We start from the raw sequence: 26,506 nt of genomic DNA on the forward strand, positions 1-26,506 counted from the left end.
CGTGCGGCTCAAGTGCATCAAACTGGCGGGATTCAAATCCTTCGTTGACCCGACCACGGTGAACTTCCCCAGTAACATGGCGGCGGTCGTCGGGCCGAACGGTTGCGGCAAGTCGAACATCATCGACGCCGTACGCTGGGTGATGGGCGAAAGTTCGGCGAAAAACCTGCGTGGCGAGTCGATGACCGACGTCATCTTCAACGGTTCGACCAGCCGCAAGCCGGTGAGTCAGGCGAGTATCGAACTGGTGTTCGACAACTCTGACGGCACGCTGCTGGGCGAATACGCGGCTTACGCGGAGATTTCGATTCGCCGCAAAGTGACCCGCGACAGCCAGACCACTTATTACCTCAACGGCACCAAATGCCGTCGTCGTGACATCACCGATATTTTCCTCGGCACCGGTCTGGGCCCGCGCAGCTACTCGATTATCGAGCAGGGGATGATCTCCAAGCTGATCGAGTCCAAGCCTGAAGACCTGCGTAACTTCATCGAAGAAGCGGCGGGGATCTCCAAGTACAAGGAGCGCCGGCGCGAGACCGAAAACCGCATCCGCCGCACCCACGAAAACCTCGCCCGTCTGACCGACCTGCGCGATGAGCTCGAACGTCAGCTCGAACGCTTGCACCGTCAGGCCGAGTCCGCCAAGAAGTATCAGGAATTCAAAGCCGAGGAGCGTCAGCTCAAGGCGCAACTGTCGGCCCTGCGCTGGCAGGATCTGAACGAACAGGTTGGCCAGCGCGAGTCGATCATCGGTACCCAGGAAATCAGTTTCGAAGCGCTGGTCGCCGAGCAACGTAACGCCGATGCGGCGATTGAACGCTTGCGCGACGGGCATCACGACCTTTCCGAGCGCTTCAATCTGGTGCAGGGCCGCTTCTATTCGGTCGGTGGCGACATCGCCCGGGTCGAGCAGAGCATTCAGCACGGCCAGCAACGTTTGCGTCAGTTGCAGGACGACTTGAAAGAAGCCGAGCGCGCACGACTGGAAACCGAGTCGCATCTTGGCCACGACCGCACGTTGCTGCTGACCCTCGGCGAAGAGCTGGACATGCTCACCCCCGAGCAGGAAATCACCAGCGCTGCCGCCGAAGAAGCCGCCGCTGCACTCGAAGACTCGGAAAGCGTCATGCACGGCTGGCAGGAGCAGTGGGACACCTTCAACCTCACTGCTGCCGAACCGCGGCGTCAGGCCGAAGTGCAGCAGTCGCGCATTCAGCAGCTCGAAACCAGCATGGAGCGCCTGGCCGATCGCCAAAAGCGCCTCGGCGAAGAGCGCGCGTTGCTCTCGGCGGACCCCGAAGACGCGGCGATCATGGAACTCAACGAGCAACTCGCCGAGTCCGAAGCGACCCTTGAAGATTTACAGACCAGCGAAGAAGCCCAGGTCGAAAAGCTTGAGCAACTGCGTCAGGAATTGCAGCAAGCACTGACCGCGCAGCAACAGGCGCAGGGCGATTTGCAGCGTCTCAATGGTCGCCTTGCCTCCCTTGAAGCCTTGCAGCAAGCCGCGCTCGATCCGGGTACCGGCACCGCCGAATGGCTGAAGGAACACAACCTCGCCGAGCGCCCGCGTCTGGCCGAAGGCCTGAAGGTCGAGGCCGGTTGGGAGCTGGCGGTAGAAACCGTGCTCGGCGCCGATCTGCAAGCGGTGCTGGTCGATGATTTCAGCGGTTTCGATCTGTCCGGTTTTACTCAGGGCGATTTGCGCCTGCTCAGCCCTGGCACCGACGGTGTTCGTGTGGCGGGCAGTCTGCTGGACAAAGTCGAGGCGCAGATCGATCTGTCGCCGTGGCTCGGTCAGGTCAAACCGGTCGACAGTCTGGAGCAGGCATTGGCCCTGCGCGGCCAGTTGAGCGCCGGGCAAAGTCTGATCAGCCGCGACGGCTATTGGGTCGGCCGGCACTTTCTGCGCGTGCGACGGGCCAGCGAAGCCGAAAGCGGCATGCTCGCCCGTGGCCAGGAAATCGAAGCGCTGCACCTTGAGCGCGAAGAGCGCGAAGCCACGGTCGAAGCCATGGAGAACCGTTTGCAAACCCTGCGCGCGCAGCAGCGTCAGCAGGAAAACGGTCGTGAACATCTGCGGCGTTTGCTGCAAGACGAAGCGCGCCAGCAGGGTGAACTGAAAGCGCAATTGTCCGCCGGTAAAGCCAAGGCCGAGCAGCTGACATTGCGTCGTACTCGTCTGGATGAAGAACTGGTCGAACTCGGCGAACAACGTGCGCTGGAGCATGAACACATCGGCGAAGCGCGTATGCACTTGCAGGAAGCCCTCGATGCGATGGCGCTGGACACCGAGCAGCGCGAGTTGCTGCTGGCCCAGCGCGACAGCCTGCGCGAACGCCTCGATCGCGTGCGTCAGGAAGCGCGGCAGCACAAGGATCACGCGCACCAATTGGCCGTGCGCCTGGGCTCGCTGCGCGCGCAGCACGACTCCACGCGCCAGGCGTTGGAACGTCTGGAAATGCAGTCCGAGCGTCTGACCGAAAAGCGTGAACAGCTGAGTCTGAATCTGGAGGAGGGTGAAGCACCGCTGGAAGAGCTGCGCCTGAAACTCGAAGAGTTGCTCGACAAGCGCATGACCGTCGATGAAGAACTCAAGACTGCGCAGATCGCGCTCGAAGATGCCGACCGCGAACTGCGCGACGCAGAAAAGCGCCGCACGCAAGCCGAGCAGCAATCGCAACTGATCCGTGGCCAGCTCGAACAGCAACGCATGGAGTGGCAGGCCCTGACCGTGCGCCGCAAGGCCCTGCAGGATCAACTGCTCGAAGACGGCTACGATCTCAACGGCGTGCTCGCCACATTGACGGCGCAAGCCAGTGAACGCGAAGCCGAAGAAGAACTCGAACGGATCAACGCGCGGATTCAGCGTCTGGGCGCGATCAACCTCGCGGCCATCGACGAATACACGCAACAATCCGAGCGTAAACGTTATCTGGATGCGCAGGACGCCGATCTGGTCGAAGCGCTGGAAACCCTGGAAAACGTTATCCGCAAGATCGACAAGGAAACCCGTAACCGTTTCAAGGATACCTTTGATCAGATCAATGGCGGATTACAGGCGCTTTTCCCAAAAGTTTTCGGTGGTGGACGCGCGTATTTGGAACTGACGGGCGAAGATCTACTCGATACAGGGGTGACGATCATGGCGCAGCCGCCAGGGAAGAAGAACAGCACCATCCATTTGCTCTCCGGCGGGGAAAAAGCCCTGACCGCGCTGGCACTGGTTTTTGCGATCTTCAAGTTGAACCCGGCGCCGTTCTGCATGCTCGATGAGGTTGACGCGCCGCTGGATGACGCTAACGTTGGACGCTACGCGCGCTTGGTCAAAGAGATGTCGCAGACCGTGCAGTTCATCTATATCACTCACAACAAGATCGCCATGGAAATGGCCGAACAGTTGATGGGCGTAACGATGCATGAACCGGGTTGTTCGCGACTGGTCGCGGTGGATGTCGAGGAGGCAATGGCGATGGTGGATGCCTGATTCGGCATCTTGTGGGAAAGGTATTAGGGGGTTGTAGGACTTTTTTACCGGGCTCGACTTGCTGGCCAATCGACATATTCGCGCAAGCCGATGAGACAGACGGTGTAAAGTTGTCTATGGTCGTGCTAGTTTAATGTCAATTTTTCGTATACGTGGGCAAAACGCCTGTCAGAACATAGAGTTGGCGCCACGTTTTAAAGCGGTTTGCACAGTGTAAACCCCTTATTTTTCAGCATTTTTTATAGAGGCACGGGATTACATGGAAATCGGTCTGCGCGAGTGGCTGATCGTCATCGGCATCATTGTGATAGCCGGTATTCTTTTCGATGGCTGGCGCCGGATGCGCGGCGGCAAGGGAAAACTGAAATTCCGTCTTGATCGAAGTTTGTCCAACCTGCCGGACGAGGACACCAGCCCTGAGCTGTTGGGCCCGGCCCGCGTACTGGACACACACAAGGAACCGCAACTGGACGAGCACGATCTGCCGTCGGTGAGCATGCCGGCCCGCGAAGCACGCGAGCCTCGCGAATCCGGCGCCAAACGTGGCAAGCGCGGCAGCAACGGTCCGGCCCAGGGCGACCTGAACCTCGATCTGGATCTGGACGGCGGCCCGAGCTTCAGCAGCCGTGACGACTTCGTAGAAGACGCCAAGCCAGCGCCTGCTGCGGTCGAAAAGGATCAACCGCAAGCCGAAGAAGTTCTGGTGATCAGCGTGATCTGCCGTGACGCCGCCGGCTTCAAAGGCCCCGCGTTGTTGCAGAACATTCTGGAAAGCGGTCTGCGTTTTGGCGAGATGGATATTTTCCACCGTCACGAAAGCATGGCCGGCAACGGTGAAGTGCTGTTCTCCATGGCCAACGCGGTCAAGCCGGGCATCTTTGATCTGGACGATATCGACCATTTCAGCACCCCGGCGGTGAGCTTCTTCCTCGGCCTGCCAGGCCCGCGTCATCCGAAGCAAGCCTTCGACGTGATGGTGGCCGCAGCCCGCAAGCTGTCGCAGGAATTGAACGGCGAGTTGAAAGATGACCAGCGCAGCGTTCTGACTGCGCAGACTATCGAGCACTACCGTCAGCGCATCGTCGAATTCGAGCGCCGCGCCCTGACCCACAAGCGTTAAGGCTGAAGATCAAAAGATCGCAGCCTCGTTTCACTCGACAGCTCCTACAGGGTTTGTGTTTTCTGTAGGAGCTGCCGAAGGCTGCGATCTTTTGAATCCGCTGCCAATGATGTATTGAAATGGAGCAGCCTCGGCTGCTCTTTTGCTTTATGAGAGAACACCCATGACCGCCGCCAAAAACCGCATTCTAGAGCTGCGCGCTGAACTCGATCAGCACAACTACCGTTATCACGTCCTCGATGAGCCGAGCATTCCGGACGCCGAGTACGACCGGTTGTTTCATGAGCTCAAGGCGCTGGAAGCGGCCAACCCCGACCTGATCACCAGCGATTCGCCGACCCAGCGCGTCGGCAGCGTGGCGCTCACCGCGTTCACGCAGGTGCGTCACGAAGTGCCGATGCTCAGCCTCGGCAACGCGTTTGAAGAAACCGATATGCGCGAGTTCGACCGTCGGGTGACCGAAGGTCTGGATCTGCCGGCCGGCGATCTGTTCGGTGGCAGTTCGGTGGTGGAATACAGCTGCGAGCCCAAGCTCGATGGCCTCGCGGTCAGCCTGCTGTATCAGGATGGCGTACTGGTGCGCGGCGCCACGCGCGGTGACGGCACCACTGGCGAAGACATCAGCGTCAACGTGCGCACGGTGCGCAACATTCCATTGAAACTGCACGGCGAAGGCTGGCCGGCGACCCTGGAAGTGCGTGGTGAAGTGTTCATGTCCAAGGCCGGTTTCGAGCGCCTCAACGCCTCGCAACTGGAAGTCGGCGGCAAGACCTTCGCCAACCCGCGTAACGCGGCGGCCGGCAGTCTGCGTCAGCTCGACTCAAAGATCACCGCCAACCGTCCGCTGGAATTCTGCTGCTACGGTATCGGTCAGGTCTCTCACGATATTTCCGATACGCACATCGGCAACCTCAAACAGTTGCAGAAGTGGGGCATGCCGATCAGTCATGAACTGAAACTGGCCAAAGGCATTGGCGAATGCCTGGATTACTACCGCGACATCGGCGCACGACGCAACTCGCTGACCTACGAAATCGACGGCGTGGTGTTCAAGGTCAACAGCATTGCCGATCAGCGTGAGCTGGGCTTCCGCGCTCGCGAACCACGTTGGGCGATCGCGCATAAATTCCCGGCAATGGAAGAACTCACAGAGTTGCTCGACGTGGAATTCCAGGTTGGCCGCACCGGCGCTGTCACCCCGGTGGCGCGTCTGAAACCGGTCAAGGTTGCGGGCGTTACCGTGGCCAATGCCACGCTGCACAACATGGATGAAGTCGCACGACTGGGCCTGATGATCGGCGACACCGTGATCATCCGCCGCGCCGGTGATGTGATTCCGCAAGTGGTACAAGTGGTCACCGAACGCCGTCCGGAAAATGCGCGGCCGGTGGCGATCCCGGAAAACTGCCCGGTCTGTGGTTCACACGTCGAGCGCACGCAACTGATCAAGCGCAGCAAGGGCAAGGAAACCGTCAGTGAGGGCGCAGTGTATCGCTGCGTCGGGCGGCTGGCCTGTGGCGCACAACTGAAACAGGCGATCATTCACTTCGTCTCACGTCGTGCGATGGACATCGAAGGCCTGGGCGACAAGAGCGTCGAGCAATTGGTCGACGAAGGTCTGGTCAGCTCACCGGCGGATCTTTACGCATTGAAGTTCGATGACATCGTCGATCTGGAAGGCTTCGCCGAAGTCTCCAGCAACAAACTGCTGGCAGCCATCGCCGACAGCAAGACGCCGGGGCTGGCGCGCTTCATCTACGCGCTGGGCATTCCCGATGTCGGCGAAGAGACCGCCAAGGTGCTCGCACGCTCGCTCGGTTCGCTTGAATCTATTCGCAAAGCTGTGCCGTTGGTTCTTACGTACTTACCTGATATTGGTCTTGAGGTGGCACACGAAATTCATAGTTTTTTCTTGGATGTGCACAACAATGAGGTAATCGAATCACTGTTGGAGCGAGGGATAAGAATCCAAGATGAGGGTGAGTTGGCTGCTGATCTTGCTGCCAGTACAACTTTTGATGACCTGTTGAATAAGTTACACATTCCTTTCGTGGGGCCAGGAGGTGCTAAGAAGCTTGCTGTGAAATTTGGCAGCTTGGAGGAGCTTTTCAAAGCAACGTCTTTTGATTTAAGAGCGGCCTTGCCCGAGAAGCAGGCGACGTCTGTGCTCGATTTTTTTTCTGATGAAAAAAATAAATCGAAATCGATTTCTGCAGCAACTCAGTTATCCGAACTAGGTATGCATTGGGATAGCGAGAAAAAAGTCGTCGAAGGCTTGCCGCTGTCCGGCGAGACCTGGGTGCTGACCGGCAAGGTCGAGTTGATGAGCCGCGATGTCGCTAAAGATCACCTCGAAAGCCTGGGCGCGAAAGTCGCTGGTTCGGTCTCGGCGAAAACTCATTGCGTGGTTGCAGGCCCCGGCGCCGGTTCCAAGCTGACCAAGGCCAATGAGCTGGGCGTGAAAGTGATGGACGAAGAAACCTTTATCGCCTTCCTCAAAACCCACGGCGTCGCCGTTTAAGATCAAAAGATCGCAGCCTGCGGCAGCTCCTACAGTATGAGTGTTGCGCCACGCTGATGTGGATGCGCATTGATCCTCTGTAGGAGCTGCCGCAGGCTGCGATCTTTTGATTTATCCCCAGCAAAGCGCGGGAACGATGTTGTCATGGCAATGATCTAGTCTTGGCAAGCCCCAGGGAGAGATCGCCATGTACCGCTTTTTCGAGCAGCTCAGTTCTCGCATCGTCGCGCCGTTCATGGCCGAGTCCTCACGCAATAGCAAAGTCTGGCCGTGCCGTTGCGGTCAGTCGCTGTTCTTTCGCAACAGCCAATGTCTGGCCTGCAACGCCTTGCTCGGTTATCAACCCGAAGCGAGTCGCCTGACCTCACTGCAACCTGGATCGCAGGAGGGCATCTGGACACTCGACGCCGACCCTGATGCCGGCTTGTTTCGCCGCTGCGCCAACCTCGACACCGCCGCTGCGTGCAACTGGCTGCTGCCGTTCAACGGTCACGACGAACTGTGTATCGCCTGCAACCTCAATCGCACCATCCCCGACCTGTCCGTCCCGGAAAACCCCGAGCGCTGGCGCAAAGTCGAAATCGCCAAGCGTCGTCTGGTCGCGCAACTGATCACCCTCGGCTTGCGGGTCCTCCCGAAAACCGTGGATGAGGACACCGGGCTGGCCTTTGACTTCATCGGCGTCGACCTCGAAGGCAATGCGCCCATGACCGGCCACGCCAACGGCCTGATCACCCTCGACATCAAAGAAGCCGACGACGCCCACCGCGAGCAGGTGAGGGCGCAGATGCACGAGCCGTATCGCACGCTGCTCGGGCATTTTCGTCATGAGGTCGGGCATTACTACTGGGATCGACTGATCGCCAACGGCCCGTGGCTCGACTCTTTTCGCAACCTGTTCGGCGACGAGCGCGCCAGCTACGCCGAGGCGCTCGACCGCCACTATCAGCAGGGCGCGCCGCTGGACTGGCCGCAGCACTACGTCAGCGCCTACGCGACCATGCATCCATGGGAGGACTGGGCGGAAACCTGGGCGCATTACCTGCACATGATGGACGCCGTCGACACCGCGCTGGGTTTCGGCATGAGCGCGCGCGAGATGGACTTCGACTATCAGCCTTTTCCGACTAGTACGTTGTACGACCCGGAACACCCCGGTGGGGAGGCGTTCCTGTCATTCGTCAACGCGTGGATCGAACTGGCAGGCATGCTCAATGAACTGTCACGCAGCATGGGGCAGCCGGATTTCTATCCGTTCGTGTTGCCGGCGCCGGCGATTGCCAAGCTGCATTTCATTCATCTGGTCATTCAGCAGGCGGGCGGCAGGGCGGATGAAGTATTAGCCGCGCAATAAGATCAAAAGATCGCAGCCTTCGGCAGCTCCTACAGGGGTATGCGCCTCATGTGGGAACTGCCGGAGGCTGCGATCTTTATGTCCTTGAACAGACTCATGTTTTTTTATCCGCCCGAACGGTTGTAACTTCGTCTCAGATAGGTACAATGGCGCGGCTCGCCGACAGGCAAGCGTCGTTATGGTGACCCCATCGGTCCCCCCGCAACGATTACCCGTGAACCTGGTCAGATCCGGAAGGAAGCAGCCACAACGGGAACATTGTGTGCCGGGGTGTGGCTGGTGGGGTTACCACCTTAACGAACAATCGAACGCTTCAACCGAACTGCATGGGTTTCGCCCACTGCGGTTTTTTTGTGCCTGGGATTTATCAAATCAGCACGAATTTCCATGTTGACGATGACCCTGTGGGAGCTGGCTTGCCAGCGATAGCGGTGGTCCAGATTCATTTATTTGACTGATATTCCGCCATCGCTGGCAAGCCAGCTCCCACAGGGTTATGGGGTGTTTTCGGGTTTGCCGGTGTACAGCCGGATAATCTCATCAATCTCCCCCGACATTTTCATCCGCAGCAACGTGCGCAATATCCTCTGCACTGGCACCTTCGGATCATTCCTCACATAACACCCCACATGCTGCTCCTGCAGCACCGCCACACCTTGCAGTTGCTGCTCCGGCGTCAGGCGTTGGTTGAACCAGTCCAGCGTCCACTGGTTGCTCACGGCGTAGCGATAACGCCCGGCCAACAGTTTTTCCAGCACCTGTTCCTGATTGCGCGCGTCTTCGCGTTGCAGTTGATCGGCATCGAACAGCGGTTGCAGGGTAGGGTAGGTGTAACCGAGTACGGTGCCGATCGACTGGCGGGGCAGGTCAGCCGGATCGAGTGTGTTCGGCAAACCCTGGCGACTGATCAGCAAATCACGTTGAAACAACAGCGGCAGGCTCCAGATGTAATCGCCGGACTGATTCGGCAGCCACGACTGAGCGGCATAGCAACGCACATCAATCTCGCCGTGCTCCATGGCGCTTTGTACTCGGGCGCGGGGCAGGACGCTGAACTGCGCTGGCACGCCGACCTGAGTGGCCAGGCTGAGCATGATGTCGTAGAGGATGCCTTGTGTCGGTCGGCCGCGTTCGTATTGCACCATCGGCATCGCCCAGCTGTCGGGCATGGCGAAGCGCAACGGGGTTTGCGCTGCCGTCACATTCAGGCTGATCCCCAGCAGTGCCCCCACGGCCCAACGCATAAACGCTCCGGTAATTCCCGATCCCGAGCCGATAAAAGCCTCTGCTGATGCAGCTTAGCCATATTAGAGAAGGACACCGGATGCAATTTTGCCCTTGCTCCGCTAGCATTAGCCGCTTCAGCTTCCTTCGTTGCGACGGTTTTCGATGAGTTATCAGGTTCTTGCACGTAAATGGCGTCCGCGCTCGTTCCGCGAAATGGTCGGCCAGACCCATGTGCTCAAGGCTCTGATCAATGCCTTGGACAGCCAGCGGCTGCACCACGCGTACCTGTTCACCGGTACGCGGGGGGTGGGTAAAACCACTATTGCGCGGATCATTGCCAAATGCCTGAACTGTGAGACAGGTATCACTTCCAGCCCGTGTGGCGAATGTTCGGTGTGCCGCGAAATCGATGAAGGCCGTTTTGTCGACCTGATCGAGATCGACGCCGCCAGCCGCACCAAGGTCGAAGACACCCGCGAGCTGCTCGATAACGTGCAGTACGCGCCGAGCCGTGGGCGCTTCAAGGTCTACCTGATCGACGAAGTGCACATGCTCTCCAGCCATTCCTTCAATGCGCTGCTCAAAACCCTCGAAGAACCGCCGCCGTACGTCAAGTTCATCCTGGCGACCACTGACCCGCAGAAACTTCCGGCAACGATTCTTTCGCGCTGCCTGCAGTTCTCGCTGAAGAACATGACGCCTGAGCGCGTGGTCGAGCATTTGACCCACGTCCTCAGTGCCGAAAACGTGCCGTTCGAAGACGACGCGCTGTGGCTGCTGGGTCGTGCCGCTGACGGCTCGATGCGTGATGCCATGAGCCTGACCGACCAGGCCATCGCGTTTGGCGAAGGCAAGGTTATGGCCACCGACGTGCGGGCGATGCTCGGCACGCTGGATCACGGCCAGGTCTACGACGTGCTGCACTCGTTGATCGAGGGCGATGCCAAGGCGTTGCTCGAAGGCGTGCGTCACCTGGCAGAGCAGGGTCCGGACTGGAACGGCGTGCTTTCGGAAATTCTCAATGTGTTGCACCGCGTGGCCATCGCTCAGGCGTTGCCGGATGGTGTCGATAACGGCCATGGCGACCGTGATCGGGTGTTGGCATTGGCGCAGGCCTTGCCGGCCGAAGACGTGCAGTTCTATTACCAGATGGGCCTGATCGGGCGCCGCGATTTGCCGCTGGCACCCGACCCGCGTGGCGGTTTCGAGATGGTTCTGTTGCGAATGCTGGCCTTCAGGCCCGCAGACACCGCGGACGCCCCGAGGCAACCGCTAAAGCCAGTGGGGATCAGCCAGGCCACAGTTGATTCCGCAAACTCCGTGGCTGCCGCGCCTAAACCTGCGCCGGTGGTCGCTGCGGCTGTTGCGCCAACGCCAACGCCAGTGGCTGCACCTGCACCTGCACCTGCGCCAGTGCCAGTGCCGGCTCCAGCGCCAGTCGCCGCACCGGCTCCCGAGCCTGTGGTTGCAGCTGAGCCCGAGCCTGCGCCGGAACCTGAACCCGAGCCAGTCGCTGTCGAAGCTGTCATCGATCTGCCCTGGAACGATCCGGTAGAACCTGAGCCCGAGCCGGTGCAGCAACCTGCCGTCGAGCCCATGCTGGAAACCGCCGCTGAGCAGCCTGATCTGCCGCCGATGCCGCTGCCGACCCCCGACAGCGTCGTCCCTGACGCGCCAGAGTGGGCCGCCGCGCCGATCCCTGAGCCGAGCGTTGCCGAAGTCGATGCCGCCACACCGGGCATGGACGCGGACGATGAGCCGCCGCTGGATGAGGATTACATCGAGCCGGACATCGATTCGGCCTACAGTTACCTCGACGAACTGGCCAGCGAACACGCCGCAGAGCCGGCTCCGGAACCCGAGCCAGAGCCCGCCGCGATGCCGGCCACAGGTCTGGCGTTGCAGTGGCTGGAGTTGTTCCCTAAATTGCCGATCTCCGGCATGACTGGCAGCATCGCCGCCAACTGCACATTGATCGCGGTCGATGGCGACCATTGGTTGCTGCACCTGGACCCGGCGCACAGTGCTCTGTTCAACGCCACTCAACAGCGTCGTCTCAACGATGCGTTGAACCAGTACCATGGCCGCACGCTGGGCCTGACCATCGAACTGATCAAGCCTGAGCAGGAAACCCCGGCACAGGCTGCCTCGCGTCGGCGCGTCAACCGTCAGCGCGAAGCTGAAGAATCGATCCACGGTGATCCGTTCATCCAGCAGATGGTTCAGCAGTTCGGCGCGGTCGTGCGAAGCGATACTATTGAACCTGTCGACGCTCTGGTCGCTCAGGGCTAATAACTGAAGGCGTTCGGTGTTAATCGCCGGGCGCTGTTTTTGATCCAAGTACTTTTGAGGTGATTCCCATGATGAAAGGTGGCATGGCCGGCCTGATGAAGCAGGCGCAGCAGATGCAGGAAAAAATGGCCAAGATGCAGGAAGAACTGGCCAACGCCGAAGTCACCGGTAAAGCCGGTGGCGATATGGTCACCGTGGTGATGACCGGTCGTCACGACGTGAAAAGCGTGAGCATCGACCCAAGTCTGGTTGAAGGCCTGAGCGAAGACGACAAGGAAATGCTCGAGGCCGTTGTTGCCGCCGCCGTCAACGACGCCGTGCGCAAGATCGAAGCCAACAGCCAGGAAAAAATGGGCGGCATGACTGCCGGCATGAACCTGCCAGCGGGTATGAAACTGCCATTCTGATTCGCCATCCGGCGGCAGATGAGCTACACAAAATGCCAGGCATTGCGCCTGGCATTTTTGTTTCTGGCAGATTTCAACGTGTGTAACAAAATCTTTGCCAGGCCAGGCTCCTGTAGGAGCTGTCGAGTGAAACGAGGCTGCGATCTTTTGATTCGGGCTTTTAAAATCAAAAGATCGCAGCGTGCCGCAACTCCTACATGGATAGTGTGCAGCGACGAAACATCGAACCCGCCACGGCCACAAAGGTCTGCTCCCTATACCCCGGAATTCATCATTCAAAGGAGACGCTGACATGTCCGACCCTCTGACCCTCAACCAGCGCTTTGTGCTGGCCTCGCGCCCGGTTGGCGCGCCGACCCCCGAGAACTTTCGCCTGGAGCGCGAAGCCCTGCCGGATCTTGAAGATGGCCAGGTGTTGCTGAAAACCCTGTACCTGTCGCTCGATCCCTACATGCGCGGGCGCATGAGTGACGCTCCGTCCTACGCCGCCCCGGTACAAATCGGTGAAGTGATGACCGGTGGCGCTGTCAGCCGAATCGAGCGTTCGCGTCATCCGAAATTCCATGAAGGTGATCTGGTCGTCGGTGCCACCGGTTGGCAAAGCCACAGCATCAGCGACGGGCGCGACATCATGCCGATCCCGTCCGGGCTGCCGAGCCCGTCGATGGCCCTTGGGGTGCTGGGCATGCCCGGCATGACCGCGTACATGGGCCTGATGGACATCGGGCAGCCGAAAGAAGGCGAAACTCTGGTGGTGGCTGCCGCTTCCGGCGCTGTAGGCTCGGTTGTCGGCCAGGTGGCGAAGATCAAAGGTCTGCGCACGGTCGGCGTGGCGGGTGGCGCCGAGAAGTGCAGATACGTGGTCGAGGAATTGGGCTTCGACGCTTGCATCGATCACAAGGCTGCGGATTTCGCCGAGCAACTGGCCAAGGCCTGTCCCGATGGCATCGACATCTATTACGAAAACGTCGGTGGTCATGTTTTCGATGCCGTGGTGCCGCTGCTCAATCCCAAGGCGCGTATTCCGCTGTGCGGCCTGATTGCCGGTTACAACGCCCACGAAGCACCGCAAGGCCCGGATCGTTTGCCGATGCTGCAACGCACGTTGCTGACCAAGCGTGTGCGGATTCAAGGTTTCATCGTGTTCGATGACTACGGCGATCGTCAGCCGGAGTTCATCAGCCACATGGTGCCGTGGGTGCGCGACGGCAAGGTCAAATTCCGTGAAGACGTGGTGGAAGGCCTGGAGCAGGCGCCCGAGGCGTTTATCGGTCTGCTGGAAGGACGCAACTTCGGCAAACTGGTCGTGCGGGTTGCCCAGGACTGAGTATTTGACGCTGGCCAGAGGCGCGGGTATAAACCGCGTCTCGTTGTTTTGTCGGACTTTTTACCCATGAGCTTCAGCCCTTTGATTCGCCAACTGATCGACTCCCTGCGAATTCTGCCGGGTGTGGGTCAGAAAACTGCCCAGCGCATGGCGCTGCAGTTGCTCGAACGTGACCGCAGCGGCGGTACGCGCCTGGCCCAGGCGCTGAGCCAGGCCATGGAAGGGGTGGGGCATTGCCGCCAGTGCCGTACGCTGACCGAAGACGATCTGTGCCCGCAGTGCGCCGATACCCGCCGCGACGACACGTTGTTGTGCGTGGTTGAGGGACCGATGGATGTTTACGCGGTCGAGCAAACCGGATTCCGTGGGCGTTACTTCGTGCTCAAGGGGCATCTGTCGCCGCTGGACGGCCTCGGGCCTGAGGCCATCGGCATTCCGCAATTGATCACGCGGATTGAAGAGGCGGGTACGTTTACCGAAGTCATCCTGGCCACCAACCCGACGGTGGAAGGTGAAGCGACGGCGCATTACATCGCTCAGTTGCTCAACAACAAAGGTCTGATCGCTTCGCGAATTGCCCACGGTGTACCGCTGGGTGGCGAGCTGGAGCTGGTGGATGGTGGCACGCTGGCGCATTCGTTTGCCGGGCGTAAACCGATCGCTCTCTGAAAAAAGCAAAAGATCGCAGCCTTCGGCAGCTCCTACAGGGGAATGCATTTCAACTGTAGGAGCTGCCGAAGGCTGCGATCTTTTGATCTTCTGCATCTTGAAAACCAAGCAAGCGCTCGGTTAACGTCGGCGAACTCTTCGATGGAGTTCGCCCATGCCTGCCTTTCAGGAATACTTCGACCCCAGCCACCAAATGGTCCGCGACAGCGTCAGACGTTTCGTCGAGCGCGAAGTCCTGCCGGATATTGATGCGTGGGAAGAAGCCGAAAGCTTTCCCCGTGAGCTGTACCTGAAAGCCGGTGCCGCCGGCATCCTTGGCATTGGCTACCCCGAAGCACTGGGCGGCAGCCACGAAGGCGATCTGTTCGCCAAGGTTGCCGCCAGTGAAGAGCTGATGCGCTGCGGCTCTGGCGGCTTGGTGGCCGGGCTGGGTTCGCTGGATATCGGCCTGCCACCCATCGTCAAATGGGCGCGACCTGAAGTGCGCGATCGCGTTGTGCCGCAAGTGCTCAGCGGCCACAAGATCAGCGCGCTGGCCGTCACCGAGCCCGGGGGCGGCTCCGATGTCGCCAACCTGCAAACCCGCGCCGTGCGCGACGGCGACTTCTACCGCGTCAGCGGTAGCAAGACCTTTATCACCAGCGGCGTTCGCGCCGACTTCTACACTGTCGCCGTGCGTACTGGCGCGCCGGGTTTTGGCGGCATCAGCCTGCTGCTGATCGAGAAGGGCACCCCGGGGTTCACCGTTGGCCGGCAGTTGAAGAAAATGGGCTGGTGGGCGTCGGACACGGCTGAATTGTTCTTCGACGATTGCCGGGTGCCTGTAGGAAACCTGATCGGCGCTGAGAACATGGGCTTCGCCTGCATCATGGGCAACTTCCAGAGCGAACGGCTGGCGTTGGCACTGATGGCCAACATGACCGCGCAGCTTGCGCTTGAGCAGAGCCTGAAGTGGGCACGCGAGCGTGAAGCGTTTGGTAAGCCGATCGGCAAGTTTCAAGTGATCAAGCATCGCCTCGCCGAAATGGCCACGGCGCTGGAAGTGTCGCGCGAGTTCACCTACCGGCAAGCGGCGAAAATGGCGGCGGGACAGAGTGTGATCAAAGAGATTTCCATGGCCAAGAATTTTGCCACGGACACCTCGGACCGGATCACCACCGAGGCCGTGCAGATACTCGGCGGGTTGGGTTACATGCGTGAAAGTCTGGTGGAGCGGCTGTACCGGGATAACCGCCTCTTGTCGATCGGCGGCGGGACGCGGGAGGTGATGAACGAGATCATCAGTAAGCAGATGGGGCTTTAGAAGCAAAAGATCGCAGCCTTCGGCAGCTCCTACAGGGAAATGCACATTTCAATGTAGGAGCTGCCGAAGGCTGCGATCTTTTGATCTTTATTACTTATCAGTCAAGGCAAACTGCGTCAGGCAGAACGTCGGAATTCCCATATCCTGCAGACGCTGCGAGCCGTTCAGCTCTGGCAGATCAATAATCGCTGCCGCCTCGTGTACTCGTGCGCCCATGCGGCGAATCAGGTTGGCCGCCGCAATCAGCGTGCCGCCAGTCGCGATCAAATCATCAAACATCACCACCGAGTCGCCTTCACACAGGCTGTCGGCGTGCACTTCCAGGAAAGCTTCGCCGTACTCGGTCGCGTAACCTTCAGCCAGTACGTCGGCCGGCAGTTTGCCCTGCTTGCGGAACAGCACCAGCGGCTTGTTCAACTGATAGGCCAATACCGAACCGATCAGAAAGCCGCGAGCATCCATCGCGCCGATATGCGTGAAGTCGGCTTCGACGTAGCGGTGAGCGAAGCTGTCCATCACCAGGCGCAGGGCCGTTGGCGACTGGAACAGCGGGGTGATGTCGCGAAAGATCACGCCCGGTTTCGGGAAGTCGATCACGGGGCGGATCAAGGATTTGATGTCGAAGGAGTCGAAGACCATCGTCGAGGTGTCCTGGCAGGGCTGCAAACGGCGCAGTATACCCGCGGCTGAATCGATTCGCTCGGCCGCGGGTCGAGATCAGCCTTCCAGCGAACCGCCAGCCAAGGCGCAGAGCTGGATCGGATCGAGAATGTGGATCTCTTTGCCTTCGGCTGCGATCAGTTGGTTTTGCTGGAAGCGGGTGAATACGCGGGACACGGTTTCCACCGCCAGGCCCAGGTAGTTGCCGATTTCATTGCGCGACATGCTCAGGCGGAACTGATTGGCCGAGAACCCGCGAGCGCGGAAGCGTGCCGACAGGTTGACCAGGAAAGTCGCGATGCGCTCGTCGGCGGTTTTCTTCGACAGCAGCAGCATCATTTGCTGGTCGTCGCGGATCTCGCGGCTCATCACGCGCATCAACTGGCGGCGCAGCTGCGGCAGTTGCAGGGCCAGTTCGTCGAGGCGCTCGAAAGGGATTTCGCAAACCGAAGTGGTTTCCAGTGCCTGAGCCGAGACCGGGTGTTTCTCGGTGTCCATGCCGGACAGGCCGACCAGTTCGCTCGGCAGGTGGAAACCGGTGAGTTGTTCTTCACCGGCATCGCTCAGGCTGAAGGTTTTCAGGGCGCCGGAGCGTACTGCATAAACGGAATCAAACGTGTCGCCCTGGCGGAACAGGAACTCACCCTTTTTCAACGGGCGGCCGCGTTTCACGATTTCGTCCAGCGCTTCCATGTCTTCCAGATTCAGAGAAAGTGGCAGGCAGAGGGGGGCCAGGCTGCAATCCTTGCAATGGGCCTGGGTGTGAGCGCGCAGTTTGACTGGCTCGGACATTTCTTCAATCCTTGTGGGAAAACACACATAAGCCGTAAGGGTAACTCACGGGAGGACGTTCAGGCCAGTTTATGGCGAGTTTGTCCCACGGGCGTAAAGCCGCAGGGCAATTGGCCGATAAACTGTTATCAGAGCTTTGGAAGGAACCGGTTCAATGGCTGCCATTGGTACGCTGGGCCCCGCTAGCAGCGGTGTTGAGGCATTGTCGGAAACGTTTAAAAACGCCGACGGCAAAGACCGCGACGCCGACTCGACTACACAGGCAACCCCGACCTTGGTCGAAGGCGTCAAAGTGTCGCTGTCCGGTGCTTCAATCGAGCGATCGGCCGGTTCCGGTGGCGATAATCGCGACATTGAAGAGAGCGGCTTGCCCGAGAACATTCAGCAACTGCTGAAGATGATTCGTAAATTGCAAAAACAGATCGCCGAGAAAAAGGCGCTCATCGAAAAGATCATGGCCGACAAGCGTCTTTCCAACGAAGAAAAGATCATCAAGGTTGGCGCGCTGCGCGGCGCCATTGCCGCGTTGAACACCGGTCTCATCACCGCCAATCTGGCTTTGTCCAAAGTGGTGGGGCAGTCGGGTCTGACGTCTGATCAGAACCTGAAAGTGGGTTCGCTGTTGATGAAAAACTAGATTACCCGCGAAAAGCGCTGGCGATTCTGCTGTTCAAGGTAGGCGTCGAACACCATGCACACCGAGCGCACCAGCAGTCGTCCGGCTGGCAATACTTTGATTTGCTCGCGATCAAGGGTGATCAAGCCATCCTTGGCCATCTCTTGCAGTTGAGGCCACAGAGCGCCGAAGTAACCCTGAAAATCGATGTTGAACTGTTGCTCGATCTCGGCGAAGTCCAGGCTGAAATTGCAGATCAGTTGCTGAATCACCGCCCGTCGCAACCGATCATCGGCATTGCACACCAGGCCCCGACTGGTCGCCAGTTGCGCTGAGGCGAGGGTGTTCTGGTATGCGTTGAGGTCGCTGCTGTTCTGGCAGTACAGGTCGCCAATCTGGCTGATCGCCGACACGCCCAATCCCACCAGATCGCAATGACCATGGGTGGTGTAGCCCTGGAAGTTGCGCTGCAAGGTGTGTTCTTCCTGAGCGATCGCCAGTTCGTCGTCGGGCAGGGCGAAGTGGTCCATGCCGATATAGCGATAACCGGCGGCGGTCAGTTGTTCGATGGTGCGCTGGAGCATTTCCAGTTTTTGCGCGGGGCTCGGCAGGTCATGGCCGTTGATCCGCCGCTGCGGCATGAAGCGTTCCGGCAAGTGCGCGTAGTTGAACACCGAGAGCCGATCCGGTTGCAGGCTGATGACTTCTTCCACTGTGCGGGCGAAGTTCTCCGGGGTTTGTTTGGGCAAGCCGTAAATCAGATCGATGTTGATCGAGCGAAATTGCAGCGTGCGCGCGGCGTCGATCACCGCGCGGGTTTCTTCCAGACTTTGTAGGCGATTGACCGCTCGCTGCACCACCGGGTCGAGGTCTTGCAGGCCGATGCTGACCCGGTTGAAGCCCAGTTCGCGGAGCAGGCCCATGGTCGACCAGTCGGCTTCACGCGGGTCGATTTCGATGCCGTAATCGCCGGAGTCATCGTCCAGAAGATTGAAGTGCTTGCGCAGATGCGCCATCAGTTGGCGCAGTTCGTCGTGGCTGAGAAAGGTCGGCGTACCGCCGCCAAAGTGCAGTTGCTCGACCTTCTGCGCCGGGTCGAGGTGGCAGCCGATCAGCTGGATTTCCTGTTCGAGCCGTTGCAGATACGGCAGGGCGCGGCCGCGATCCTTGGTGATGACCTTGTTGCAGGCGCAGTAATAGCAAATGTTCGCGCAGAACGGCACATGCACGTACAACGAGAGCGGGCGCTGGGCTTTACGGCTGTCGCGCAGGGCATGGAACAGGTCGAACGTGCCGACCTGACTGTTGAATTGCACGGCCGTCGGATACGAGGTGTAACGCGGCCCCGCCAGATCGTAGCGGCGGATCAAATCGGTGTCCCAACGAATGGCGTCGAGCATGCGGGCATTCCCCCGGATAGGCTGGCAGTGTGGCGAGTCTATCGGGGTGCAGCGATGGGGCTGTTGATTTGCATCAACAGCATAAGATCAAAAGATCGCAGCCTGCGGCAGCTCCTACAGGGGGACACATTCCAATGTAGGAGCTGCCGAAGGCTGCGATCTTTTGATTTTAATGCCCCATCAACCAATGCTGATGCGGACCGGGCAATGTCCAGATCCCGAACAGAATCACCAGCAAGCCGCCGGCCATCCGCACGCTGCGCTTGCGCAACAGCGCCGTCACCCGTTCGGCGGCGAGGCCGGTGGCCAGCAACACCGGCCACGTACCGAGCCCGAAGGCGAGCATCAGCAACGCACTGTCCAGCGCATTGCCCTGGCTCGCTGACCACAGCAGCGTGCTGTAAACCAGTCCGCACGGCAGCCAGCCCCACAGTGCGCCAAGCAGCAAGGCGCGGGGCAAGCTCGACACCGGCAGCAAACGGTTGGCCACTGGCTGAATGTAGCGCCACAAACCGCGACCCAGGCTTTCGATGCGAGTCAGACCACTCCACCAACCGGCCAGGTACAAGCCCATGGCAATTAGCAGCAACCCGGCCAGTACACGCATGAATAACGCGGCCGGGCTGTTGGCCACCGCCCACCCGGCGAGGCCGATCAGCAATCCGGCCGTGGCATAGCTCAGAATGCGCCCAAGGTTATACGCCAGCAGCAAGCGAAAGCGACGACTGCGTTGTTCCTTGGGGATCGCCAGGGTCAGTGCGCCCATCAAGCCGCCGCACATCCCCAGGCAATGGCCGCCGCCGAGCAACCCGAGGATCAGCGCCGACACCAGCAGTGGCGCCAGCTCAAGCATGAGGAGGGGCCTTGTCGTCCGGTTTCTGCGCGCGGGCTTCGTCCACCGCTGCGGTGTGGTTCGGGTCCTGATCATCGAACAGGATGCTGTGGGCCGGACCGTCGAGGTCGTCGTACTGGCCGCTGTCCACCGCCCAGAAGAAGATGTACACGGCGATGGCCACGATCAGCAGGGCGGCCGGGATCATCACGTAGAGAGCTGGCATCTGTACTCCATGCCCGCGCGGCTCAGGCCGGCAGCGGACGGGTTTCTGATCGGGCGCAGGCTTGCGGCGAACTCGGCAGGCGAGTCAGGCGCAGGGCGTTGAGCACCACGGTCAACGAACTGATCGACATGCCGACCGCGGCCCACACCGGGGTGATCCAGCCGAGGGCGGCGAACGGCAGCATGAGGCCATTGTACAGCGTGGCCCACAGCAGGTTCTCGATGATTACCCGACGGGTGCGCCGCGCCAGCGTGAAGGCTTGCACCAACGCATCGAGGCGATTGGACAGCAGCACTGCATCCGCGCTGGTCTTGGCCAGATCGGTGGCCGAGCCCATGGCCACGCTGATGTCGGCGGCGGCCAGCACCGGCACATCGTTGACGCCGTCGCCGAGCATCAGCACTTTGCGACCTTCCTTGTGCAACTGTTGCAACACTTGCAGCTTGTCATCCGGGCGTAAACCGCCGCGGGCCTCATCAATGCCCAATTCGGCGGCGACGCTGGCGACCATCGGCGAACTGTCGCCGGACAGCAACAACGTGCGCCAGCCACGCGCCTTGCACGCGGCGAGCAGGGCGGGCGCATCGTCGCGCAGACGATCGTCGAGCACGAACCACGCCAGTGGCCCGGAACCATCACCGAGCAGCAGCCATTGGCCTGGCTCATCCGGCATCGCCGGGGTAGCCGCGGCACTGAGGGCGCAGACAAATTCAGCCTGGCCGATACGCAAACGTTGCTCGCCGACAACGCCTTCGAGGCCAAGCCCCGGCGTGCTATGGACGTCTTCAGCGGCCAACGGTGCACGGCCGAACGCACGGGCAATCGGGTGTTCCGAACGGTTTTCCAGCGCGGCGGCGAGGCTCAGGCATTGGTCGCTGTCCATTGCGCCTAGAGGACGGATCGAGCGCAGCACCAGGCGACCTTCGGTGAGCGTGCCAGTCTTGTCGAAAATCACCGTGTCGATCTGATTCAAACCCTCCAGCACATGGCCGCGCGTCAGCAGCAGGCCGAGTTTGTGCAGGGTGCCGGTGGCAGCGGTGAGCGCCGTGGGTGTCGCCAATGACAGCGCGCAGGGGCAGGTTGCGACCAGCATGGCGAGGACGATCCAGAACGCCCGCGACGAATCCAGCTCCCACCACAACAGGCCGATGGCGGCCGCAGCGATCAGTGACAACAGTAAAAACCATTGCGCGGCGCGATCGGCGATTTCCGCCAGTCGCGGCTTTTCGGCCTGAGCGCGATCCAGCAGACGAACGATGGCTGACAGCCGGGTGTCTTGCCCCAAGGCCAGCACTTGCACGGTCAGCGCGCCTTCGACGTTCAGTGTGCCGGCAGTGACCGCATCGCCCGGTGCACGCGGTTGCGGCAGGTATTCACCCGTCAGCAGTGATTCGTCGATGCTCGACTGGCCGTCGAGAATCTTGCCGTCCGCCGGCAGGATCGACCCGGGTTGCACCAGAATTCGCTCGCCCACCCGCAACTCGCTGAGGAGGATGCGCTCGCTCTGGCCGGTCTCATCAAGACGCAGGCACGAGGCAGGCAACAGATTGACGAGCTGTGCGGTGGCGGCCGCAGTGCGTTCCCGGGCGCGGCGTTCCAGATAGCGTCCGGCGAGCAGGAACAGCGCAAACATGCCGACCGCATCGAAATACAACTCGCCGACGCCGGTGATCGACGTCCAGATTCCGGCGATGTAAGCGCTGCCGATCGCCAGCGACACCGAGACATCCATGGTCAGATGCCGCGTACGCAAATCACGCATGGCGCCCTTGAAAAACGGCGCGCAACTGTAGAACACGATCGGCGTGGTCAGGAACAACGCGACCCAGCGCAGGATGGTGTGCAGCTCCGGGCTGAGGTCGATGTTGAATTCCGGCCAGGTGGCCATGGTCGCCATCATCGCCTGAAACCACAGCAGCCCGGCCACGCCGAGTTGACGCAGGGCCAGACGGTTTTCGCTGGCCAGTTGCTCGCTGGCGCGGTCAGCCTGATACGGATGCGCGGCGTAACCGATGTGGCGCAGTTCAGCGAGGATCTGGCTGAGCGGCAATTGCCCATCGGCCCAGCTCACGTGCAGGCGATGGTTGGACAGGTTCAATCGCGCCTCGGCCACGGCGGGCAGCGTGCGCAGGTGTTTCTCGATCAGCCAGCCACAGGCGGCGCAACTGATGCCTTCCATCAACAGGGTGGTTTCGGCCAGGTCGCCTTCGTGGCGGACGAAAGGTTTTTGCACGTCGGCACGGTCATACAGTGCCAGTTCATCGACCAGTTGCACCGGCAGCGCTTCGGGGTTGGCCGAGGCTTCGCTGCGATGCTGATAGTAGCTTTCGAGCCCGCCGGCAACGATGGCTTCAGCCACGGCCTGACAGCCAGGGCAGCAGAATTCGCGGGGCTCCCCGAGTACGACGGCGGTAAAGCGGCTGCCGGACGGAACGGGCAGGGCGCAGTGGTAGCAGGGGAGTGGGGTGGTCATCGGATATTCACTAATACTGCTGAATCAATACCGCCTCTGTAGGAGCTGCCGCAGGCTGCGATCTTTTGACCTTGCTTTAAAAACAAAATCAAAAGATCGCAGCCTGCGGCAGCTCCTACAGGGAGCGGTTTACTTTTTCAGGTCTTCCGCGCCTTGCAGCGGTTCATCACCCAGCAGCAGGTCCTTGTCGTGGCTGACCAGTTCTTCCTCGAACATCCGCCAGATGTGCTCATCCTGCGTGCCCAGCAGTTCCACAAAGCGGCGACCTTCGACTTTATCGTTCAACTGGCCGATGTAGCGCCCCGATTCAGTTTCGCTGCGGGTCAGGACAATCTTGCGATCCTTCTCCGGCTGAGTCGGCGAGATCAGATTCAGCTCGAGGGTTTTCGGTTGGCTGTCGCCGCTCAAACGCAGATTGACTTCGCCGGTCACGTCATCCAGCTGCACCGTCGCTCGCATGTTCAGGGTCTGGGCCAGCAACTCGCGGTCCAGCGAACGGTTGATGCCTTTGCCGGCCTCGTAGTAGTTGTCGTTGACCAGGTTGTCCGGGTTGTTCACCGCGATGGTCACCATGGACAGGGTCAGCGTCACCGAACAGGCCAGAATCGCGATGATGATCCATGGCCAGAGGTGCTTGTACCAAGGGCTTGCGGCGTTTGCTGCGGGCATGTTCAGTTCTCTCAACGAATTTGTGGGCCGATGAATCGGCTCTTGGCTTCAACGTGGACGCTGTCGTCATCGGCATCCTTGAGGATGAATTTCACCTCGTTGGTGCTCGACGGCAATTGTTCCGGCGCGCTCGACAGTTCGACCGGCATGGTAAAGATATCCCCGGCGGCGACCTTGATCTCGCGTTTGCCTTGCAGGCGCAGATCCGGCAGACCACTGGCTTGCAGCAGATAGGTGTGGTCGCGCTGATCCTTGTTCATGATCTTCAGGCTGTAGACGTTTTCGATCCGGCCTTCGGCATTCTCGCGGTACAGCACGCGGTCCTTGCTGACGTCGAAACCGACCAGCGAGCGCATGAAAAACGCAGCCGCCAACAGGCTGATCATCGCCAGCAACACCACGGCATAGCCAATCAGGCGTGGCCGCAGTTTATGGGTTTTCTGGCCGGACAGGTTGTGTTCGGTTGTATAGCTGATCAGGCCGCGCGGGTAATCCATCTTGTCCATGATGCTGTCGCAGGCGTCGATGCACGCGGCGCAGCCGATGCACTCGATCTGCAGGCCGTCGCGGATGTCGATGCCGGTCGGGCAGACCTGGACGCACATGGTGCAATCGATGCAGTCGCCCAGGCCCATGGCCTTGTAATCGACGCCTTTCTTGCGCGGGCCACGGCTTTCACCACGGCGCGGGTCGTAGGAAACGATCAGCGTGTCTTTGTCGAACATCACGCTCTGGAAGCGTGCGTACGGGCACATGTAGATACACACCTGCTCGCGCAGCCAACCGGCGTTGCCATAGGTGGCGAGGGTGAAGAAACCGACCCAGAAATACGACCAGCCATCGGCTTGCCCTGTGAAGAACTCGAACACCAGTTCGCGGATCGGCGAGAAGTAGCCGACAAAGGTCATGCCGGTGACGAAACCGATCAGCAGCCACAGCGAGTGTTTGGCGAGTTTGCGCAGAAACTTGTTGCCGCTCATCGGCGCCTTGTCGAGCTTTATGCGTTGGTTGCGGTCGCCTTCGGTGACTTTCTCGCACCACATGAAAATCCACGTCCAGACACTTTGCGGACAGGTGTAGCCACACCAGACGCGCCCGGCATAAACGGTGATGAAAAACAGCCCGAACGCGGCGACGATCAAAATTCCCGACAGCAGGATGAAATCCTGCGGCCAGAAGGTTGCGCCGAAAATGAAGAACTTGCGTTCCGGCAGGTTCCACCACACGGCCTGATGGCCGCCCCAGTTCAGCCACACCGTACCGAAATACAGCAGGAACAGACCGGCGCCGCCCATCATCCGCAGATTGCGGAACAGACCGGTGAAAGCACGGGTGTAGATTTTTTCTCGAGAGGCGTAAAGATCGACGCTGTTGTTCGCGTTTTTACTCGGTGGCGTGACGTCGTGTACCGGAATCTGGTTACTCATCATTGCATCCCACGGCAGTGGAAAAATGCCTCGGTCGATACGTGCCAACCGGGGTCAGAAAGGGCGTTGCAGTGGCGCAATGATACGCCTGTCACGCCGATGAACGGGTGCGACCTTTGGTCGCGTTGGGGAAAAAATCTGGATGGTGTAGCGAATGCGAAAAAGCCTGATGCAGGTCAATTGACTATAGACGAATCCTTTGGACCGCCGTCCGCTCTTTCAACCGAAGCGCAGCGAAAGATGCTGCCGACGCGGGGCAGGGTTGTGTGCCTCTTCACCCTCCATTTGGACGGCTTCGTTATCGGCGGGAGGGGTTGGGTCCAATACATTGTTTTGCTCGTTCAAGTTGAACATTTTTGTTTTATAAAACTGATAGTAGATTGAGTGTTGCTGTTGTCGCTGTTGAAAATTATCGGCTAACGCAGTACTGGCGTAATGTAATGGTGTTGCCGTGTGTGACTCGGGTTTTTTAAAGTTATTTATTATCAGTCAGTGCAATGGCTTTGGTCGAAAAAACAGTTGGGAAATATCATCTTTTAATTGTCCTGCTTGTGGGGGTTGATTTGGTTTCTATCTGGAATAAATTGCACTGGCAGCACTGCGGTGCTGAATAACTTAACTTTAAAGATTTTAAGAGTGCTCTATGTCCTTTATAAAAAACATCAGGCTGCTTTGTGGCCTGCTTTTGAGTGTTGCCGCATTAACGGTCAATGCCTCAGCAATTACGCTGCCTGATCACATTGTATTTACGTCGGATCCACAGTTTCCCTGGACCGAAAATTCGGATGCCGGCGTCGATGAGTCCGCTTCCGAGCGTGACAAGCGCTCGCGCTGGCTGATCGAAACTCAATACTCGGACGTTGCCAGTTTCAGAAAATACTTCAGTGTTGATCCGAACCATATTCCGGTCATGATCAATGGTGACATGACCGCTTTCGGTCATGGCGGTGAGCGTCGCACTACCCGGTCGATTCTGGATAACAAGTTGAGCGGCATTTACGATTATGGTTTGGGTAATCATGATTATGAAAACAACATCAATGATTGCAGTTTTCCAGAGAATAACTGTGCGGCAGGCAGTGTCAATGATCTGAAGGAACGCTATTGGGGGAAAGTGAGTATGGACCTGGCGGCGCGCAGTGAGAGTGGCGCCAAAGTGTTGTATGGAAGTCTTGCTTATTCGAAAACATTTGGCGATGTCCATCTGGTTCAGTTGAATAATGAGCCCACGTACTCGGTAAAGTTTGTCTCGGGGTTTCCTCTGTTTCGCGTTAATTTCGAAATTACTGATGCCCTGGACTGGCTGGAGCGAGACCTGCAAAAGGCCCAGAGTCAGGGCAAGATCATTTTGCTTAATATGCACAAACCGGATCGCTGGCAGGGCGACGATCAAAAAATTGCCCGATTCAGGGCAATGGTCGAACGCTATCAGGTGACTGCCGTATTTGCCGGTCACTACCATAACGATCCGGGGGGTTATACGAGTTGGAGAACCCGCGAATATTTTGGCGATGTGCCCGTTTTCCTGAGCGGTGGGGCGTCAAATCAGACTTACTTGATCGCGAGCTTCGCCACGGATCGAAAGTCGATCAACGTGCATCAGGTATCCGGCAACAGCTGGCCATCACGCAAGGTCATCGCCACTGTTCCGGTTCGCTGAATGTATTCATGGACTGAAACCAAAACGGCCCCGTCAAATGA

General features: G+C 59.4%; 20 protein-coding genes and 1 other RNA gene. 12 read left to right on the forward strand and 9 right to left on the reverse strand.

The annotated features are described in order from the left end of the window. Position 1: 1 nt before the first annotated feature. The 5 genes from smc to ffs all read left to right on the forward strand — a co-directional run bounded on the left by smc (position 2) and on the right by ffs (position 8,770). Positions 2-3,490 carry a chromosome segregation protein SMC gene (gene smc, locus ICA16_RS21965; RefSeq protein WP_210701557.1) on the forward strand — a complete coding sequence of 1,163 codons (3,489 nt, stop codon included), beginning with the start codon at positions 2-4 and terminating at the stop codon, positions 3,488-3,490. A 259-nt stretch (positions 3,491-3,749) separates the two neighbouring features. Then, positions 3,750-4,610, forward strand: a complete 861-nt coding sequence (gene zipA, locus ICA16_RS21970; protein WP_042558522.1) for a cell division protein ZipA — start codon at positions 3,750-3,752, stop codon at positions 4,608-4,610. A gap of 163 nt (positions 4,611-4,773) precedes the next feature. Beyond that, positions 4,774-7,131, forward strand: coding sequence for an NAD-dependent DNA ligase LigA (ligA, locus tag ICA16_RS21975; RefSeq protein ID WP_210701559.1), 2,358 nt, complete (start codon positions 4,774-4,776; stop codon positions 7,129-7,131). A 187-nt stretch (positions 7,132-7,318) separates the two neighbouring features. Beyond that, positions 7,319-8,485, forward strand: coding sequence for a zinc-binding metallopeptidase family protein (locus tag ICA16_RS21980; RefSeq protein ID WP_210701560.1), 1,167 nt, complete (start codon positions 7,319-7,321; stop codon positions 8,483-8,485). 188 nt (positions 8,486-8,673) lie between these two features. After that, positions 8,674-8,770: signal recognition particle sRNA small type (gene ffs / locus ICA16_RS21985), an RNA gene on the forward strand. A gap of 209 nt (positions 8,771-8,979) precedes the next feature. Here ffs and ICA16_RS21990 read toward each other — a convergent pair. Continuing rightward, entirely contained in the window at positions 8,980-9,729 is a 750-nt protein-coding gene (locus ICA16_RS21990; RefSeq protein ID WP_150616726.1) for a substrate-binding periplasmic protein, read from the reverse strand. Between the two features lie 145 nt (positions 9,730-9,874). Here ICA16_RS21990 and dnaX point away from each other — a divergent pair, with 145 nt between their 5' ends. From dnaX to ICA16_RS22015, 5 genes are all read left to right on the forward strand, one after another. After that, positions 9,875-12,004 (forward strand): DNA polymerase III subunit gamma/tau, encoded by a 2,130-nt coding sequence (gene dnaX / locus ICA16_RS21995; RefSeq protein WP_210701562.1) that lies wholly within the window; start codon positions 9,875-9,877, stop codon positions 12,002-12,004. Between the two features lie 68 nt (positions 12,005-12,072). Further along, positions 12,073-12,411 carry a YbaB/EbfC family nucleoid-associated protein gene (locus ICA16_RS22000; protein ID WP_042558527.1) on the forward strand — a complete coding sequence of 113 codons (339 nt, stop codon included), beginning with the start codon at positions 12,073-12,075 and terminating at the stop codon, positions 12,409-12,411. 292 nt (positions 12,412-12,703) lie between these two features. Further along, the gene (locus tag ICA16_RS22005) at positions 12,704-13,738 is read left to right on the forward strand and encodes an NADP-dependent oxidoreductase (protein WP_150601365.1); all 1,035 of its coding nucleotides are present in this window, start codon (positions 12,704-12,706) and stop codon (positions 13,736-13,738) included. 66 nt (positions 13,739-13,804) lie between these two features. Further along, positions 13,805-14,407, forward strand: a complete 603-nt coding sequence (gene recR / locus ICA16_RS22010) for a recombination mediator RecR (protein WP_150601366.1) — start codon at positions 13,805-13,807, stop codon at positions 14,405-14,407. Positions 14,408-14,561: 154 nt separating this feature from the next. Then, positions 14,562-15,710 carry an acyl-CoA dehydrogenase family protein gene (locus ICA16_RS22015; RefSeq protein WP_150616723.1) on the forward strand — a complete coding sequence of 383 codons (1,149 nt, stop codon included), beginning with the start codon at positions 14,562-14,564 and terminating at the stop codon, positions 15,708-15,710. Between the two features lie 90 nt (positions 15,711-15,800). Here the strand turns inward: ICA16_RS22015 and ICA16_RS22020 are convergent, their stop codons facing one another. Both ICA16_RS22020 and fnr read right to left on the reverse strand, forming a co-directional pair. Continuing rightward, positions 15,801-16,349 carry an adenine phosphoribosyltransferase gene (locus tag ICA16_RS22020; RefSeq protein ID WP_028621413.1) on the reverse strand — a complete coding sequence of 183 codons (549 nt, stop codon included), beginning with the start codon at positions 16,347-16,349 and terminating at the stop codon, positions 15,801-15,803. Between the two features lie 78 nt (positions 16,350-16,427). Next, entirely contained in the window at positions 16,428-17,162 is a 735-nt protein-coding gene (gene fnr, locus ICA16_RS22025) for a fumarate/nitrate reduction transcriptional regulator Fnr (RefSeq protein ID WP_150601368.1), read from the reverse strand. Between the two features lie 154 nt (positions 17,163-17,316). Between fnr and ICA16_RS22030 the strand changes: the two genes are divergently transcribed. Then, positions 17,317-17,799, forward strand: a complete 483-nt coding sequence (locus ICA16_RS22030; protein ID WP_150616722.1) for a hypothetical protein — start codon at positions 17,317-17,319, stop codon at positions 17,797-17,799. On the opposite strand, the gene hemN is transcribed toward ICA16_RS22030, so the two are convergent. From hemN to ccoG, 6 genes are all read right to left on the reverse strand, one after another. Continuing rightward, on the reverse strand, positions 17,796-19,178 hold the full coding sequence (gene hemN, locus ICA16_RS22035) for an oxygen-independent coproporphyrinogen III oxidase (RefSeq protein WP_210701563.1): 1,383 nt from the start codon (positions 19,176-19,178) through the stop codon (positions 17,796-17,798). The two genes, ICA16_RS22030 and hemN, sit on opposite strands and share 4 nt — an antisense overlap. Positions 19,179-19,347: 169 nt before the next feature. Further along, the gene (locus ICA16_RS22040; RefSeq protein WP_039770036.1) at positions 19,348-20,031 is read right to left on the reverse strand and encodes a sulfite exporter TauE/SafE family protein; all 684 of its coding nucleotides are present in this window, start codon (positions 20,029-20,031) and stop codon (positions 19,348-19,350) included. Further along, positions 20,024-20,236: a cbb3-type cytochrome oxidase assembly protein CcoS gene (ccoS, locus tag ICA16_RS22045; protein ID WP_042558535.1), complete on the reverse strand. Its 213-nt coding sequence runs from the start codon at positions 20,234-20,236 to the stop codon at positions 20,024-20,026. Before ccoS ends, ICA16_RS22040 begins: the two co-directional genes overlap by 8 nt. 22 nt (positions 20,237-20,258) lie before the next feature. Then, on the reverse strand, positions 20,259-22,709 hold the full coding sequence (locus tag ICA16_RS22050; protein ID WP_210701564.1) for a heavy metal translocating P-type ATPase: 2,451 nt from the start codon (positions 22,707-22,709) through the stop codon (positions 20,259-20,261). Positions 22,710-22,838: 129 nt separating this feature from the next. Further along, positions 22,839-23,378, reverse strand: coding sequence for a FixH family protein (locus ICA16_RS22055; protein WP_210701565.1), 540 nt, complete (start codon positions 23,376-23,378; stop codon positions 22,839-22,841). 11 nt (positions 23,379-23,389) lie between these two features. Continuing rightward, the gene (gene ccoG, locus ICA16_RS22060) at positions 23,390-24,805 is read right to left on the reverse strand and encodes a cytochrome c oxidase accessory protein CcoG (protein WP_150616717.1); all 1,416 of its coding nucleotides are present in this window, start codon (positions 24,803-24,805) and stop codon (positions 23,390-23,392) included. Between the two features lie 643 nt (positions 24,806-25,448). Between ccoG and ICA16_RS22065 the strand changes: the two genes are divergently transcribed. Beyond that, the gene (locus tag ICA16_RS22065) at positions 25,449-26,465 is read left to right on the forward strand and encodes a metallophosphoesterase family protein (protein ID WP_210701566.1); all 1,017 of its coding nucleotides are present in this window, start codon (positions 25,449-25,451) and stop codon (positions 26,463-26,465) included. The last annotated feature ends 41 nt before the right edge of the window (positions 26,466-26,506 follow it).

It is taken from the genome of Pseudomonas anatoliensis (assembly GCF_017976235.1).
Lineage (GTDB): Bacteria > Pseudomonadota > Gammaproteobacteria > Pseudomonadales > Pseudomonadaceae > Aquipseudomonas > Aquipseudomonas anatoliensis.

Excerpts from the sequence above, each read along its gene's own strand:
- zipA (WP_042558522.1), top strand. The coding sequence starts at position 3,750 with ATGGAAATCGGTCTGCGCGAGTGGCTGATCGTCATCGGCATCATTGTG.
- ligA (WP_210701559.1), top strand. The coding sequence starts at position 4,774 with ATGACCGCCGCCAAAAACCGCATTCTAGAGCTGCGCGCTGAACTCGAT.
- ICA16_RS21980 (WP_210701560.1), top strand. The coding sequence starts at position 7,319 with ATGTACCGCTTTTTCGAGCAGCTCAGTTCTCGCATCGTCGCGCCGTTC.
- ICA16_RS21990 (WP_150616726.1), bottom strand. The coding sequence starts at position 9,729 with ATGCGTTGGGCCGTGGGGGCACTGCTGGGGATCAGCCTGAATGTGACG.
- dnaX (WP_210701562.1), top strand. The coding sequence starts at position 9,875 with ATGAGTTATCAGGTTCTTGCACGTAAATGGCGTCCGCGCTCGTTCCGC.
- ICA16_RS22000 (WP_042558527.1), top strand. The coding sequence starts at position 12,073 with ATGATGAAAGGTGGCATGGCCGGCCTGATGAAGCAGGCGCAGCAGATG.
- ICA16_RS22005 (WP_150601365.1), top strand. The coding sequence starts at position 12,704 with ATGTCCGACCCTCTGACCCTCAACCAGCGCTTTGTGCTGGCCTCGCGC.
- recR (WP_150601366.1), top strand. The coding sequence starts at position 13,805 with ATGAGCTTCAGCCCTTTGATTCGCCAACTGATCGACTCCCTGCGAATT.
- ICA16_RS22015 (WP_150616723.1), top strand. The coding sequence starts at position 14,562 with ATGCCTGCCTTTCAGGAATACTTCGACCCCAGCCACCAAATGGTCCGC.
- ICA16_RS22020 (WP_028621413.1), bottom strand. The coding sequence starts at position 16,349 with ATGGTCTTCGACTCCTTCGACATCAAATCCTTGATCCGCCCCGTGATC.
- fnr (WP_150601368.1), bottom strand. The coding sequence starts at position 17,162 with ATGTCCGAGCCAGTCAAACTGCGCGCTCACACCCAGGCCCATTGCAAG.
- ICA16_RS22030 (WP_150616722.1), top strand. The coding sequence starts at position 17,317 with ATGGCTGCCATTGGTACGCTGGGCCCCGCTAGCAGCGGTGTTGAGGCA.
- hemN (WP_210701563.1), bottom strand. The coding sequence starts at position 19,178 with ATGCTCGACGCCATTCGTTGGGACACCGATTTGATCCGCCGCTACGAT.
- ICA16_RS22040 (WP_039770036.1), bottom strand. The coding sequence starts at position 20,031 with ATGCTTGAGCTGGCGCCACTGCTGGTGTCGGCGCTGATCCTCGGGTTG.
- ccoS (WP_042558535.1), bottom strand. The coding sequence starts at position 20,236 with ATGCCAGCTCTCTACGTGATGATCCCGGCCGCCCTGCTGATCGTGGCC.
- ICA16_RS22050 (WP_210701564.1), bottom strand. The coding sequence starts at position 22,709 with ATGACCACCCCACTCCCCTGCTACCACTGCGCCCTGCCCGTTCCGTCC.
- ICA16_RS22055 (WP_210701565.1), bottom strand. The coding sequence starts at position 23,378 with ATGCCCGCAGCAAACGCCGCAAGCCCTTGGTACAAGCACCTCTGGCCA.
- ccoG (WP_150616717.1), bottom strand. The coding sequence starts at position 24,805 with ATGAGTAACCAGATTCCGGTACACGACGTCACGCCACCGAGTAAAAAC.
- ICA16_RS22065 (WP_210701566.1), top strand. The coding sequence starts at position 25,449 with ATGTCCTTTATAAAAAACATCAGGCTGCTTTGTGGCCTGCTTTTGAGT.